This window comes from Reichenbachiella sp. (assembly GCF_965233835.1).
In the GTDB taxonomy this organism is placed as follows: Bacteria; Bacteroidota; Bacteroidia; order Cytophagales; family Cyclobacteriaceae; genus Reichenbachiella.
The window spans coordinates 714864-729115 of the sequence record NZ_OZ247585.1 but is presented as its reverse complement, the minus strand read 5'-3'; the positions used below and the strand labels follow the sequence as shown (position 1 = coordinate 729115).

The 14252-nt window shown below is 41.0% G+C and carries 14 protein-coding genes; 3 read left to right on the top strand and 11 right to left on the bottom strand.

All coding sequences use genetic code 11. The features are described 5' to 3' along the window. Positions 1-61 precede the first annotated feature (61 nt). Together ACO6S2_RS03085 and ACO6S2_RS03080 are read left to right on the top strand one after the other, a co-directional pair. Positions 62-427, top strand: a complete 366-nt coding sequence (locus ACO6S2_RS03085; RefSeq protein ID WP_422361056.1) for a hypothetical protein — start codon at positions 62-64, stop codon at positions 425-427. Between the two features lie 125 nt (positions 428-552). Next, entirely contained in the window at positions 553-2055 is a 1503-nt protein-coding gene (locus ACO6S2_RS03080; RefSeq protein ID WP_422361055.1) for a 7TM diverse intracellular signaling domain-containing protein, read from the top strand. Here ACO6S2_RS03080 and ACO6S2_RS03075 read toward each other — a convergent pair. The 10 genes from ACO6S2_RS03075 to ACO6S2_RS03030 all read right to left on the bottom strand — a co-directional run bounded on the left by ACO6S2_RS03075 (position 2052) and on the right by ACO6S2_RS03030 (position 11419). Further along, a complete protein-coding gene (locus tag ACO6S2_RS03075; protein WP_422361054.1) occupies positions 2052-2951 on the bottom strand; it encodes an NAD(P)/FAD-dependent oxidoreductase in 900 nt (299 codons plus the stop codon). The genes ACO6S2_RS03080 and ACO6S2_RS03075 overlap by 4 nt on opposite strands. 256 nt (positions 2952-3207) lie before the next feature. Then, entirely contained in the window at positions 3208-3942 is a 735-nt protein-coding gene (locus tag ACO6S2_RS03070; protein WP_422361053.1) for a LytR/AlgR family response regulator transcription factor, read from the bottom strand. Positions 3943-3995: 53 nt separating this feature from the next. Then, positions 3996-4496 carry a hypothetical protein gene (locus ACO6S2_RS03065; RefSeq protein WP_422361052.1) on the bottom strand — a complete coding sequence of 167 codons (501 nt, stop codon included), beginning with the start codon at positions 4494-4496 and terminating at the stop codon, positions 3996-3998. Between the two features lie 98 nt (positions 4497-4594). Next, complete coding sequence (locus ACO6S2_RS03060; RefSeq protein WP_422361051.1) at positions 4595-5518, bottom strand: polysaccharide deacetylase family protein; 924 nt, start codon at positions 5516-5518, stop codon at positions 4595-4597. 154 nt (positions 5519-5672) lie between these two features. After that, positions 5673-6290: a hypothetical protein gene (locus ACO6S2_RS03055; RefSeq protein WP_422361050.1), complete on the bottom strand. Its 618-nt coding sequence runs from the start codon at positions 6288-6290 to the stop codon at positions 5673-5675. 11 nt (positions 6291-6301) lie between these two features. Further along, positions 6302-7849: a YHYH protein gene (locus ACO6S2_RS03050; RefSeq protein ID WP_422361049.1), complete on the bottom strand. Its 1548-nt coding sequence runs from the start codon at positions 7847-7849 to the stop codon at positions 6302-6304. Positions 7850-7952: 103 nt separating this feature from the next. Next, positions 7953-8978 (bottom strand): hypothetical protein, encoded by a 1026-nt coding sequence (locus ACO6S2_RS03045; RefSeq protein ID WP_422361048.1) that lies wholly within the window; start codon positions 8976-8978, stop codon positions 7953-7955. 10 nt (positions 8979-8988) lie between these two features. After that, entirely contained in the window at positions 8989-9765 is a 777-nt protein-coding gene (gene speB / locus ACO6S2_RS03040; protein WP_422361047.1) for an agmatinase, read from the bottom strand. A gap of 4 nt (positions 9766-9769) precedes the next feature. After that, on the bottom strand, positions 9770-10813 hold the full coding sequence (locus tag ACO6S2_RS03035) for a proline iminopeptidase-family hydrolase (RefSeq protein ID WP_422361046.1): 1044 nt from the start codon (positions 10811-10813) through the stop codon (positions 9770-9772). Between the two features lie 81 nt (positions 10814-10894). Continuing rightward, entirely contained in the window at positions 10895-11419 is a 525-nt protein-coding gene (locus ACO6S2_RS03030; protein ID WP_422361045.1) for a DinB family protein, read from the bottom strand. Positions 11420-11647: 228 nt separating this feature from the next. On the opposite strand from ACO6S2_RS03030, the gene ACO6S2_RS03025 reads away from it, so the two are divergent. Next, entirely contained in the window at positions 11648-13201 is a 1554-nt protein-coding gene (locus ACO6S2_RS03025; RefSeq protein WP_422361044.1) for a M20/M25/M40 family metallo-hydrolase, read from the top strand. 75 nt (positions 13202-13276) lie between these two features. Here ACO6S2_RS03025 and ACO6S2_RS03020 read toward each other — a convergent pair whose 3' ends face one another. Beyond that, positions 13277-14209 (bottom strand): helix-turn-helix domain-containing protein, encoded by a 933-nt coding sequence (locus tag ACO6S2_RS03020; RefSeq protein ID WP_422361043.1) that lies wholly within the window; start codon positions 14207-14209, stop codon positions 13277-13279. Positions 14210-14252: the final 43 nt, after the last annotated feature.

Here is a 14252-nt window from a genome sequence, read left to right as displayed (position 1 = left end):
CCTTCTTTTTTGATCCAAGAGGATAATACTTTAGGTTTAAAAGGGGAATAAACCACTAACTATGTCTATCCAACACATCACTCATGAAGGTAAGGCGATTATGTATGCCGACTATAGCGCCTGCAAACTATCTGATCAGCAATTGGCTCTTTTAGAAGAAGTAGCCGTTGAAATTGCAAAAACTCCAGAACCTACATTACTACTGGTAAGCTATGAAGGAGTTTCCGGAGGAATAGCCTACATGAACCGTCTGAAAGAACTCGGCAACACGGTATTTAAGGAACACATGAAGTGTTCGGCGGTACTTGGCATTAACGGTATCAAAAAAATTCTATTCAACGGCTACAACAGGGCTACCGGAGCCAGCAATGTTGCGGCATTTGATTCGCGTGATGAAGCACTGCAATGGCTCGTCGATTATGATTAACTTCCTTGTTATAAATTAGTATCTTGATCAAACCAGATGCGGGATTATAGAGAATCATATCAGTGATTGTCCGCATTTGAATAGAATTAGGCTTATTTTAGTCTTGTACGAGATATGACCAGCATTTGAAATTATTATTTTTCCTCTTATTCCCTTTGGTTCTATCATGCAGCCCGAGTCATCCGGAGACTCAGCATGCCAATGATGGGGTAGAGACTATCTATGATTTTTCTTATTGGAAGGATGCGAACGGCGACGCTCAAATCGATGATGTTTCTCATTTACTCAGTCAGTCTGCCTTCAATCAAATCAGTGCGGACCATATCAATTTTGGCATAACGGATTCGGTAGTTTGGTTAGCTATAAACATCTCCGTGAATAGCAGCAACCAATATCTCAGTCCTGGCAACGAATCATCCGTTTGGGAGGCTACTCTTTTTGCTGCAGATTCTCTAGGGCACTATCAAAGGGTATCCACATATAATCATCTATATTCTGCTGATACTGAAGATTTTCTCCCTTTTCGAACCTTGGGCATACGATTGCCGGAGCACTCCTCTGGCAAATTCCTTTTGAGACTAAAGGCACGCAGGCACAGAAACTATAGTCTAAAAACTGGAAATCTGTCCGAAATGACCAGCTTCCTCATTCAGAAAGAAATCATTCCTGTCGCATTCATAGCATTCATGCTGTGCATTTTTATTTACAATATTTTCCTTTTTGCTTCCACCAAGGATATCATTTTCGTTCCCTATCTAGTTTACGTATTATTTATTCTGTATGCTGTACCCTTTCATGGTGGGTATGTGCTTTTCAGTACAGAGTGGATGTGGCAAGGTGTGCCGTTTTATACAGTATGGACCAGTATTGGCTATTTATCAGGTGGGCTATTTGCGCTACTCTATCTGGATCTCAATCGTACGGCTCCAAGATTTGCCAAAACCATCATTTTTTTAATGGTCATGTTGGTGTTAGTCGTTCCAATTTTGGACGCCTCACTTCTGGTACCGATTGGTACCATGGCCCAAATTGTGTCTATCACGTCTCTTTTGTTTAACCTAAGTCTTTGGGGGGCGTCGGTATATGTTTGGGTTAAAGGTCTGGCCAACGCTAGGTTTTACGCGACAGGTTGGTTGTTTGCCATTTCTAGTATGGTGCTCTTTATTCTGTCTACCAATGGTGTCATCCCATACAATAGTTTTGTGGAACAGTCTTTCTACTATGGTTTTGCCATCGAAGCGGTGCTATTTGCTTTCGCCTTGGGAGATCGTATGAATGTGCTGAAGAAAGAAAAACGAGCATTGGAAATAGAACATGTTAATTATATCACAGAGCAAAACAGACTATTAGCTAAACAATCGTTTATGAATTCGCACTTGTTGCGTGCACCCCTTTCAAGAATATTGGGATTGCTGGGTTTAATGAAATTTCCACATTCGGAAGAAGAAAACAAGCACTACGTAACCCTGGTGGAAGAGTCCACTCAAGAAATGGATGACATAGCCAAAAAGATGTCAGCCATGCTTGAAGAAGAAGGCTATCTGGACGAATATCAGGAAGACTTTGAAGAAGTCAAGCAGAGCATTTATAAAGACCTGAATAAGGAAGAAGGAAACTCTCAAGCCTAAAAAACCTCTTCAATCAACTCTTTGTTAGCCACTACCCCTGCTTTGGTACCAGAGGCTACCGCAAGAGCTACAGATCTCATCGTAGAATTATCACCACAAGCATAGACTCCAGGCACATTGGTCATTTGAAAACCATCTACATGTAGAAGACCCTGCTCGTTAATTTCACAGCCTAGTTGTTCAGGGATATTACTCTGCTGAACAAAATCCGGCCCCGAATAAATAGCTTCCAATATATACTCACGATCGTCGTTCAACAAGATGTTTTGCACCTGACCCTCTGCATGTCCAATTCTTTTTACCGGTGTTTGGATGATAGGAATTTGGTGATTGGTTATTTGTTTGGTTTGATCTTCTGTCAATGTCGAGGGACCGTTCGTAAAAATGGTCAAGTCCTTGGTCCAGTTAGAAATTAAGGTCGCATAATGATGAGCCTTTTCGCCATTAGCCAAAATTCCTGTTTTCTTATGCCTCACTTCATAACCATGGCAGTATGGACAATGAATGACCGATTTTCCCCAGCATGCAGCAAATCCGTCTATCTCAGGCATAATGTCCTTCAAACCTGTGGCAAATATTAATTTCTTAGTGGTAAAAGTGGAACCATCTTTAGTTTGAATGGAATAGCCTCCTGTCGTTTTAGTTCCTTCAATAGCAAAATCGTTATAAAATTGCACCGTCTCATACTGCTCAACTTGCGATTGGGCCACCTCAGATATTTCCGCAGGCCTTGCCCCATCTTGAGTCAAGAAATTGTGTGAATGAGGAGTGGGAGCGTTGCACGGATGTCCAGCATCTATAACAAGTACTTTTCTCATTGAGCGGCCCAGTGCAAGAGCAGCTGAAAGGCCTGCATAGCTTCCACCAACGATGATAACTTCAAAGGATTTGTCCATTTTGTTGAATTTGGTTTCACAATGATACGATGTTAATGCAACAATGTTGCGTTTTATTTTTCAAACAATTGTCCTCCAATGATTAACTCGTTCGTCATAGCTATAGAAAGCAAAAAGTAATATGAATACAGTAAACAATATTAAAGAAGGAAAGCATTACGACTCACAATCCAGGATTAAGCAATTGCCTGTATGGAGGACCTTAAGTAGTTATGAAAAGTTGCATCTGACATTGTGTAAGAAGGTTTTGTGATTGTCACAAACTCAATGGACTGTAGGATCTACCCACTTTCAATTTTTCTCCAGAGGCTAGAATTACAAATTCGTCTCGATGTTGTTTTTCTTTACCTATCACAAAGTTGCGATTCACAATGTATCGCCTGTGAATTCGAATAAAGTCAGGGCTGAGATCAGAGGCCATTTTTTCCAACGTAGCTCTTTTAATTAGTTGGGTCTGTTCTGCATGAATTTTTAGATAATGATCATCTGATTCTATCCAGTAAACTTTATCGGCTTGCAGCATCAGAGACTTTCGTCCAATAGTACCTGATATCATTTTTCCTTGTGTTCTCTTTTGACTGATAACATATGAAAAAGCCGCTAGAGTCAATGCATGAAAAAATGCTTCTCTTCCAAAATACTGCTTGGCAAATCTGACTTCAAAAAAACTATCATAAAAACCGAGTAAATGAATGATGATCGTACCTACCAGATAGTGCAGAAAAAATGCGCCGACTGCAACCATGATGAACTGCCAGACCGAAAATGAATGCTTCAAAACAATTCGGCTCATGAGTATAATTGAAGCCAGTCCGAATGGAAAAAACAACAACACAGTCACGCACAGGTATGTTACAACGTTTAACAGGTCATACGATTCGGAATGTCCGTACCTCAGATAATTTTGAATGAGTGCTATACCAAACAATATAATCAACCATACGAATAGTATAGATCCGTATTTTTTCAAAGCCATAAAACTATAAGCCATTGAGCCAATATATTCACTTTACCACATTTTTGATACTTGAAACTAGAATCAATTCAACCATAAGCCCCCTTTATGAAAGTTTCGGTGAGACCTCTGTCTCGGAGCCAGTTAGCCAAATCTTGTCGCTCTCCTACTTTGGCATGATGCAAAAGCGTAAATCCATGTGGCCCTGGCGTATTCAAAAGTTGTGGGTAGTCACCTATCAGTTGCATGACCATTTTATCATAACCTAAAAAAGCCTGATTAAAAATATCCAATCGAGCACCTTTACTGACAAGTAAATCTGCAATATCTCTGCGTCCCATATGAGAGGCTCCTCCCAAAGCTGTTTCAAAATCTCCTTTTTGAGGCTGATTCGCACAATTTAATATCAGCGGCTTTGACTCAACAATTCGTTTGGTCTCATCAAAATCCTTATGTGCCGCAAAGACAAATTCTTTGATCTCTTCCAACGAAAATACGCCTTCGGTTTCTTGTGCAAATGTATAAGGCGAAATAAATGCAAGGCTGCCTGTGGCTAATGCTCCTTTAGTAAGGAATGATTTTCTGTTCATGATTTTTTTAGTTAAATCAACAAACAACAAAAATGTTCGCCCTAGATTAATGCACCGATTTCGCGAACAGGTATTCAGATGTCGTGAACGGGTTTGATTTATTTGATAAATTCTGGCACTTTCGGTTCTTCCTTGAAAACCTCCCTGGATTTTCCCTGACTCAAATTCCATCGGTCTATCCAAGATATACCCCAGTTATCAAAATAAGTGACTTCCGTCCGGTAAGCCGGGTCTTTCAAAGCCTCCTCTTGAGAAATAAAAGTATATCCATGCTCCACATATTTTTGCATGACCTTATCGAGATATTGTGCATTGAGGTAACTGGCATGGGTCAGCAAAGTCTGAGCGATAACCCGACCAAATAGATCCAGGGACTGCTTTTCATAGTACAGGAGTACTTGTTCCATGTAGTCTACATAAGCCTCACCAATCTTTTCCATCAAAACAGTATCCCCTTTCTTGTAAGCATCACTGTATGCCTTGGCAAATCGCCAATCTGAATTGTCGATGCTGACGGGAGCGACGACATAATCGTGTTCTGCCAAAAACTGATTCAAAGAATCATAAGCCGATTGGGTCAGGCCTACCTGTAAGTAAGGATGTCTAAAATATTTGAGCTCCTTGCCATATTCTTTTAGAAGAGGTCGAGTGATCAACTCTCCTTTTAAAATTCCAGCTGAATATTCATCAAATGGTGTTTTGTGATAACTCAAATGAGCAAATGTATGATTCCCAAGGTCATAACCGTTGCTGACCCACATGTCCAGATGTTTCACTTTTGATGCATCGACAGTGTCATTGGAATACACTTTGCTTTCATTGACAAAACCAATGGCTGGAATTTGATATTTATCAAAGGTATTGATCAGGCTCCTCGTGATTCCATAAGTAAATGCTGTGTCGTTAATACCATAACTAACCACTGTGAGGTCATCTACAGAAAGACAGACTTGTTTCGATTGGGACCTGAGATTAAATGTAAATACAACTAGAACAATAGGGAGGCAAATAAAGCGCTTCATACAAGTTAAATTTAGTTTCTATGCGGCAAGTTTAATCAATTGTATTCAGTCTATCTTAGGTCAAAATATGTGGATGAAATAAAACAAAAAACCCGCAGGCCAGGCCTTCTGCCTTTTTCCCGCGGGGTCTACTTGAAAAGGTTTCTTTTGAATACTAAGCTTTCAATTTTTTTCTTGAAAATGCGATTACCATAACTATGGCAAGCATTAGTCCTCCTCCACTCAACATAAAAAACTGGTCAGCACGAGGTTCTTTTTCTACGGCTACAATACCAATAGGGGTAAAATTCAAGTCGACATTGAACCCATTGTCCTCACTTAGAAAAAACTTGGTAATATTCTTACCTCCTCGATAGATTCTAAACAAGTTGGTGTGATTGTAGGTATTGCCAAACATCGGAATGTATATCTGCGCCTCACCGGGATGTGGTGGCATTTCCGGAAGGACAAACTTTAAGTCTGTCTGATGTGAGCCCAGCATGATGCCTCCATTTTTTAGTTTTATGACTTCTCCATCAACCTTTAGGTTAAAGTTGGATTTCACATATTCCACAATTAAATTTTGATAAGACTTCTTGTCCAGGTTTTCCAGTTTTTCTGAACCATGAATTTCAATCATAGTAGCATCTACTCCGGCTTGTGCAAAATTCATCTCTACCAACCATCCTGCACCTGTATCTCTTAAGGTGAAAGTCGCAATCTTAGCATTGTGAGCTACGGTGTTGAACACCGTAGATCCAATCAGTAAAATGATAGCAATTATCCTTTTCATCGCAGTCATCATCAAGATGGTTTAGCAAAAGCATCCACCGACTGCTTACCCACAATACACGGAGGTACATTTGTCACATCTGTAGAAGCATGATAGTGATAAACCCCCTCTGGGTATTCGCTGGTAGCTGCCACGTGCCCATTACATGAATCTAAGTCTGTAGGGTCAACACCTTCCGTATCCTGTCCCGAGTAGATGGGATAGCCATCTCTTGCATAACCCATCAATACTGTAGCCTCTTGAGTTTTCTTGGAGCATTGAATGTCATTGTCTTTGTCCAATAATCCTTGAGCATCCAAGGTGGCATCCATATAGGCCGCTATAAAGTGCCAATGATAGTAACCAGATGGATCGTGATGTCCGCCGCATCTATCCAAAGACGGGATTTTACCGTTATTATCGACTACTGAGGGTGGCGCTCCATTGATGGGCACTCCATCCAAAGCCAAGCCAACAAACTCAACACTTTCAATGTTGTCAGCCGAGCTTAAGGCCGTTGGAATTACAGGTATTTCAAAAGTAAGCGTCAGGTTGTCGTCTGGAGTAGGTTCAAGGCAGGCTGCTGTAGCCCCCATGGTCGTTCTACCTCCTCCCGGAACCACTGTCTCTATAGTAATATCATAACTTCCATCTCCATTGGCTACATCAGCAATGATGTCGTAACCATCCGTTTCCATCGCTTGGAATAGAGCCGCTTTCATCACTTGAAAGCCTGGGCTGGTGGTACCATCATAGCTACCAAAGCCACCCACATCATAGGTAGTCTCTGGACAATAGGGCCCATCATCATCTACCGGATTACTCGAAAACTTGATCTGATAACACTGACCCGAACCCCCTTCGCTATAACTACAATCTACCAGAGTAGCACTCTCAAACCCTAACATGGCCTGATAAAGAGAAATGTCTATCACATAAGAAGTAAAGCTGAAAGTAGCCTCACTACTTCCACCATTTCCATCAGAGGCTGTTACTTTTCCTGAAAATTCTTCACCAGATGCGAGATCTGTCAAACTGTAGCTGGTGGTACTTTCACTTGATTCCAATTCTTCTGAATCCAAAGTAACCGCATAGGTCACCGCATCACCATCAGGATCAGTCGCCGCTGTCCAGGATAATTTGGCGCCATTGTGAGTAAGGTCTGAGACTGAAACCGTAAACGAACCTGGGTTTTCATTTTCATTTGAAGACCCATCATCATTATCGGTGGTAAAAGAAAAGGTGGCCGTTGATTCACCGCCATTACTGTCCATGGCCACCACGCTTCCAGAGTAGGCGGTAGCCGCCGTCAGGCCTGAAAAAGAATAACTGGTACCAGATTGATCGACCGAAACTGCATCCGTGCCTAACATTACATCATAGGTAAGATCATCACCATCTGCATCCGACGGAGCAGTCCATGATATCACAGCGGAAGTTTGCTCCACATCGCTTGCGGTAACTGTAAAAGCTCCAGGAGCAGAATTATCCCCCGCGTCCGCACTCTTATCTTCTTCACATGCCACCATCCAAAACAGGCAAGTAGCCAATAAGATTTTTGTAATTGTTTTTTGTCTCATAGTTTTTAGATTTTAGAATCAAATACATCCGTGTGTATAAGTCGATCCACTATGAAGACGGGGAGGTAAGGAAATACCCTACTCTCAAGATATCATTTACAACTCAATCCTTGTCCTGATTATCACAGTAGGCTGCTAGCTTAGACACAAATTCATTTTTATTATCGACATAAAGTGCCAAGATTTTGAATCTTTGCTTTAAACCATAAAGGCCCGATAGCGTGCTTTCTTCCTTAAGGTAAAGGATTACATTATGCCCTTCTAAGTCACCAATGGGCGACAAGGTCTTGGCCATTGGCAAACGATCAATAGACTTTCCTGAAAGTTCAATGCTGTCTATATGTTCAAATGGGATTTTTACTTCGTTCAAAATTCCATAGTGTAATATCAGGCTGTCCGTATCAAAAACAATTGGTCTTTGACCTAGCGATTTCGCAAAACCGAAAACTTGGAGCGCAGTATAGACACTTAATATTGAGAGTATCCAAGCCACCCACTGATTCCACCCCTCCAGCAAAATATGAAGTGCCAAAGTCTCAATACCGATAACGAAAATCACTGCACCAAACAAAGCTGGTGTTCCACTGGTTTTATGGTAAGTGAATTCATTTTCGGCAGGTTTATGTGACTTCCAACGAATGAAACCATAATAGATTACAGCTACTTCGGTGGCAAAGGGAAGTACCAATCTTTTAGGCAAAAATTCTGCGCAGGTTTTCTTTAGGATTGTGAAAAAATCAGCCGAACCACTTTTTAATCTCTTAAACCCTTTAATCGCCATCCTCACCTTGATTACAACAAAAGTCATAACCGTCAATTCGATTACAGGTAGGGCCCAGGTCTTAAATAAATCTAAATAGTTCTGATTTTCCTTCGGCAGCAAATAGCCACCTAACACCAATCCTAAAATCATCATAGGAATTACAGTGATTTTGGAGATGGACGAGTTTCTTATAAGAAGAAAATAGACCAATGGGATAGTGATGAGTAAATCTGCTGTAATCGCCAAACTGAGCGCATCAATATTCTTGAGTGTAATAGACTGCACAAAAAAAGCTACGACAGCAAATAGTGCTAACGGTACTCCGAAATACAGCAGGTTTCTGTTTGTGCTTATCGTGATATTCATAGATTAAAAATCATAACATTTTTCCTAAAATTTCCTTCATCAACTTTGCCGCTAGAAAGGCAGTCATTTGCTTGTGGTCTCGATGTGGGTTGTACTCTACAATGTCAGCTCCTATGACTTCTCCATTTACATTGTGAATCAAATCTAGCACTTGTCGGGTGGATAACCCTCCCGGCTCATGGTGAGAAACTCCAGGGGCAAAGGCAGGGTCCAGACCATCCAAATCCAACGAAATATAGACTGGATTGTCAAACTCGGGAATTCGATCCAGGTCAAGGTTCTTCATTTGATGAATCTCTACACCGAACTTGTCGGCTTGTTTGATTTGATGATCGTTTAACGTTCGAATACCGACCTGAACAAGTCTTGTAGCCAAGTCATTTTCCATAATTCTGGCGAAGGGGCAGGCATGAGAGTATTTGTCCCCTTCAAATTCATCATATAAGTCACCATGAGCATCTATATGCAAAATATCAAGCTTCGGATATTTCTCATGATGTGCTTTTATGATAGGGTAGGTAATGGAGTGATCTCCACCTAGCGTCAGAATCTTTGATTCTTTGCTCAGATGGTTGTGAGTAATTTTCTCAATGTCAAAATAGTCTTTGATTTGAAAGTCCCCTTGGTCCTTAATCGGCTGACCTTCTATGGTGATTCCTGTTTCTGTAAACAAGTTCATGGATCCGCCATACAGGGCCTCTCGAATTAGAGGAGGCGCCAGCGCTGGTCCTCTTTCGTAGGATGACTTTTCGTCGAACTGAATACCTTGAATAATTATTTCCGACATAAAACTACTCCCCTTGATCAACGTTTTTAATGAATTGAATAAGACCTTCAAAATAGGTTTCCTGATCATCATACATGGCCATGTGACTACCTTTGGGGCAATGCAGATATTCCCCTTTGGGAAGTTGTTCAGCCATCCATTCCATATGCTTAGGATCCATGGTATCATACTCCCCCCCAATAGACAAGGTGGGTACATTGATTTTGGATAGGTCGTTACTTCTGTCCCAGTTTTTCAATTTGGCATCTCCTGCTATTCCAAATTCGCTTGGGCCCTGCATGGTCACGTAAACACCCGTATTTAGGTTAGCGAAAGCCCTGTTGACAGGATCTGGCCATTGATCCAGCGGCATACGTAGCACATGCTTGGGATAGTAGTTAGTCACTACAAGTTCCTCATATCGTGGATTAGCAAAATCATTGGCTGCCTCCAGTGCTTGAATTTCAGCCAGAACTTCGGGATCCAACTGTGGGCCTAGAACCTCTTGAGCATATTTGATATAGGAGGGAATGGAAGAAACCATATTTGAAATGATCAGCCCTTTTAAGTTTTTCTGATATTTCAATGCATACTCAATTCCCAAAATACCTCCCCAGGAATGACCAAGTAAGTAAAAATTATTTTTATCAAGCCCCAATGCTTTTCTCACTTGTTCCACTTCGTCAACAAAGCGGTCTAACTCCCATAAAGTACTGTCAGAAGGCTGATCACTGTAGGCGGATTCCAGTTGGTCATAGTAGTAATACTCGATTTCTGCATTGGGCAGAAATGAATCGAAGCTCTCGAAATACTCATGCGTAGCACCAGGACCACCGTGTAAAAGAAGAACCTTCATCGTAGGATTATTACCCACACGTTTGGTCCACACTTTGAATTCTCCGGACGGCGTTTGAATAGGAATCATCCGAACACCTCCACTCAGCTTGTCAGATTTTTCTGAGTAGTCTAAATATTTGGTTTCTTTTTTTGCGTTTTGGTCTGTGGTAATCGTTGTGTTACAGCTTGTAAGCAACAGAGCCACGATGAGAAAATAGACAGTTTGTTTCATGGGTAATGTTTAGTGTTGAAGTGTACTCAATATAACTAAAACAGACGATTTCTAATTGAGTTGTAAGAACCTAAAAACCATCTAGCGCTTCAACACGCCCAAAAACTCCACCCAAGGCCCTACCTCTTCTTTGTACTGCATGGCCATAACTCTTGAGATCTGTGAGAGGTGGTTGAGGTCGTGGACTACCCAAGCAGAGAGCAACTGCTGAAGGGTTACCTTACCAAAAGTGGGATGGATACCCTCTTCTTGTAAATCTTCGGAGGACAAGTGCCAAGCACTCAAGCGTTCGAGGTTTTCCTTTCTTAGAATTTTAAATTCTGTTAATAATTGCTCCAGAGATTTGCCTTTACTTTTTTTGAATTGAGCAAAGCGATCGAAAGGCTCGAAGGACTTGTCTGTATTGTCCGATAATATCATTTCCATTCTGACCATCCAGTCGGTCTGCTCACCGTGGATCAGGTGGCCCACAATATCAAACGCACTCCAGGTATCTTCTCCTTCATTATTTCTCACCCAATCATCAGAAAGATTTTTGAGCCAGAAGTCAAGTACATCTGGCGTTCTTTCTAGAATTTCTATGGATTGAGCTAGTGTGAAGTTCATAGGTTTGGATAAATGTTTTGTTAAAAGGAGCCGATTGGAGGTTGAAAACTCCAGCAAGGACGTAAATAAAGATAGTGAAACATCTTGATAGCTTGTGTTTTGGACTCTGAACCGAATGTGTTGTACGCTTCAACTTATATGTTTCAGAGGCTTATTGGTGACAACACCAACAAGGGCGAGAAAAAATAATTTTCAGTACCTTGTAAGCAAACATTTGCTTATCATCTTATGAAAACAATTTTTAACGCTCTCCTAGTAGGATACTTTCTAATTCCGATTTGCTCCTTTGGACAGACCAATTCTCAAGAACTTGCCAAGATTAACACGCAAGGTTTTCAAAAATCTCAAGTGATGAGTCTGATCGCTGATTTGTCAGATGTCTATGGCCCTCGATTGACAGGAACGGATCAGTATTTTATGGCTGCGGAATGGGTCAAACAAACCATGGAGAATTGGGGCATGGACAAGGCATATTTTGAGAATTATTGCCAGGATTGCATGGGTTGGGAAGTAAAATCCTTCAATGTCGAAATGGTGGCACCTGCCTACATGAAAATACAAGCCTACCCCTATGCCTGGACTGAAAGTTCGAATGGCGTACGAGAAGGTGAACTCGTTTGGATAGAACCATCTCCTGATCTAGATAAAGTGAAAGAACAATGGGCGGGAAAATTAAAGGGCAAGACCGTCCTCATTGGGTCAGCCCCAAATCAGAATATGCTATTTGATGCCCTTTCCACTCGATTGACTGAGGAGGAAATCGAGGAGGCAGAAAAGTCCATTCATCCTGCACCTGTTAATCCCTTAGGGCCATCGGCCGGAAACGTTAATTTGATCGAAGATTTAGAAATAATATTCGAGCGCTTTATGCGAAAGGATGATGCCTTCTTTGCCTTCTTAAAAGCTGAAGGTGCACTAGGTATTTTAGGCACTACGCCCTTTTTTCCTGGCATTATTCACCCGAGTGGTACTTATAACTTTAGAGAAAGTGATGAGAAGCCCCTTCCATATTTTGCCATTTCGCCTGAGAACTTTGGGAAACTGAGCCGCTTGACTAAAAGAGAGGTGACGCCCAAAATTAAGTTCCATTTAGATTCAGAACTCTATCTGAAACCTGAAAACAATGTGAATGTTTTTGCTGAGATCGCTGGATCAGACCCAAAATTAAAAGACGAGGTAGTAATGATAGGTGCGCATTTCGACTCCTGGCATCCGGCCTCTGGCGCAACGGACAATGGGGCAGGTTCTGCGGTGATGATGGAAGCCATGCGAATCATTAAAGCTTCCGGATTAAAACCAAAAAGAACGATAAGAATGGCACTGTGGGGTGGCGAGGAACAAGGGTATGTGGGCTCGTTGGCCTATGCAGAGCAGCATTTTGGCAAAGTAAAAGAAACGACCAGGAAGAAAGAGGTAGAAAAGATTTCGGCCTATTTAAACATGGATAACGGTGCCGGCCAAATGCGAGGGCTCTATCTGCAAGGAAACGAAGCAGTCAAACCTGTTTTTGAAGAAATGTTAGCGCCCTATGAATACTTAGATGTGAATCATCTCACCATTCAAAACACCAACATGACTGATCACGATGTATTCGACTACTACAATATCCCTGGGTTTCAGATCATTCAGGATCGATTGAACTATTCGACCGTAACGCATCACACGAATTTGGATGCTTTAGAGTACGTGCCCGAACGAGATATGATGATTAATGCAACAGTAATAGCAGCACTAGTCTATCAAATTGCAGAACGAGAAGGGATGATGCCTAAGAAGGATTGACTGCGTAATTTGTTTTGGATAAAATGTAGGAAAATCTTCAATTTTCAGGTGCAAGTAGAAAGCATCATGGTGTGATTAGCGGTTGTTACCTTCATCACTATAAATTGCACTTGAAATAAACTCAAAATTTTTACTGCTCTTTTCAGTTGAAGTTTTACAAACAATCTTAAAGTCGTTTTCAAAGAAAGACTCCTTCACCTTAATTATTCCAATTCTGCGGTAAACTTGAGGAAGTAAAGGTTCGAAATCTAAAAGTTTTCTCACAGGAGAAGCTCCATCTTTAGCTTTAATAAGTTCAGTTCTTCTATTTGTGAACATGAATTGAATATGCTTTTCATGTCTACTGAAGTCACTTTGTTGTAGGTGCTTAATTGCTTCAATATCGATTTCAAGGAAACAATTGATGTATTCTGCCGCTATATTTCCGATGTTATGCACTGTTAGTTCTATTTCATATTCGCAGTCGAATGTTTTAGCTAACCATCCTAGTTTTTGAAAGACTCCAAAGGATACATCAAGAATTGGTTTGTTCCCTCTTCCAACAACATCTTTGACTTCCCAATCATCCATAGCGACAGCTTGTAGGTTGAATCTTTTGTAGTATCGATTATCTTGTGCTTGGTGTGCTGTCGTACTTTTTGGGATTTCAAGAACATAAACGAACGATTCTGGCTCTATTTCAATCTGATGAATTTTTAGATTAGATATTCTAGGGGAAATCCTTGAATTGACGACTTGGTCTAACCATTCTGCCGATATTTTATGGTTTGATATAGGGTCGATTTTTTCGGCTCTCCCTTTGTTTGGTCCTTCGTTGAATTCATGTATCCCATATATCAAAATCCCGCCATTTGAATTAGCCATCGCTGAAACGTCTTTTGATAGTTCGTCATGTTTGGATTTAGGTTTGTTAAGTGAATGTTCTAATGACATTGCTCCCTTGAATTCCAAAGAGTTACTTTCACTGAGGTTTGTTGATATTATGTTGTTTATATAATTGAGATCCAAAATTTTCTATTTGAGGTTAACGATCCGATATTGTGCTTGACGC

Excerpts from the sequence above, each read along its gene's own strand:
- speB (WP_422361047.1), bottom strand. The coding sequence starts at position 9,765 with ATGTCGGAAATAATTATTCAAGGTATTCAGTTCGACGAAAAGTCATCC.
- ACO6S2_RS03060 (WP_422361051.1), bottom strand. The coding sequence starts at position 5,518 with ATGAAGCGCTTTATTTGCCTCCCTATTGTTCTAGTTGTATTTACATTT.
- ACO6S2_RS03065 (WP_422361052.1), bottom strand. The coding sequence starts at position 4,496 with ATGAACAGAAAATCATTCCTTACTAAAGGAGCATTAGCCACAGGCAGC.
- ACO6S2_RS03075 (WP_422361054.1), bottom strand. The coding sequence starts at position 2,951 with ATGGACAAATCCTTTGAAGTTATCATCGTTGGTGGAAGCTATGCAGGC.
- ACO6S2_RS03045 (WP_422361048.1), bottom strand. The coding sequence starts at position 8,978 with ATGAATATCACGATAAGCACAAACAGAAACCTGCTGTATTTCGGAGTA.
- ACO6S2_RS03025 (WP_422361044.1), top strand. The coding sequence starts at position 11,648 with ATGAAAACAATTTTTAACGCTCTCCTAGTAGGATACTTTCTAATTCCG.
- ACO6S2_RS03085 (WP_422361056.1), top strand. The coding sequence starts at position 62 with ATGTCTATCCAACACATCACTCATGAAGGTAAGGCGATTATGTATGCC.
- ACO6S2_RS03035 (WP_422361046.1), bottom strand. The coding sequence starts at position 10,813 with ATGAAACAAACTGTCTATTTTCTCATCGTGGCTCTGTTGCTTACAAGC.
- ACO6S2_RS03030 (WP_422361045.1), bottom strand. The coding sequence starts at position 11,419 with ATGAACTTCACACTAGCTCAATCCATAGAAATTCTAGAAAGAACGCCA.
- ACO6S2_RS03055 (WP_422361050.1), bottom strand. The coding sequence starts at position 6,290 with ATGAAAAGGATAATTGCTATCATTTTACTGATTGGATCTACGGTGTTC.
- ACO6S2_RS03070 (WP_422361053.1), bottom strand. The coding sequence starts at position 3,942 with ATGGCTTATAGTTTTATGGCTTTGAAAAAATACGGATCTATACTATTC.
- ACO6S2_RS03050 (WP_422361049.1), bottom strand. The coding sequence starts at position 7,849 with ATGAGACAAAAAACAATTACAAAAATCTTATTGGCTACTTGCCTGTTT.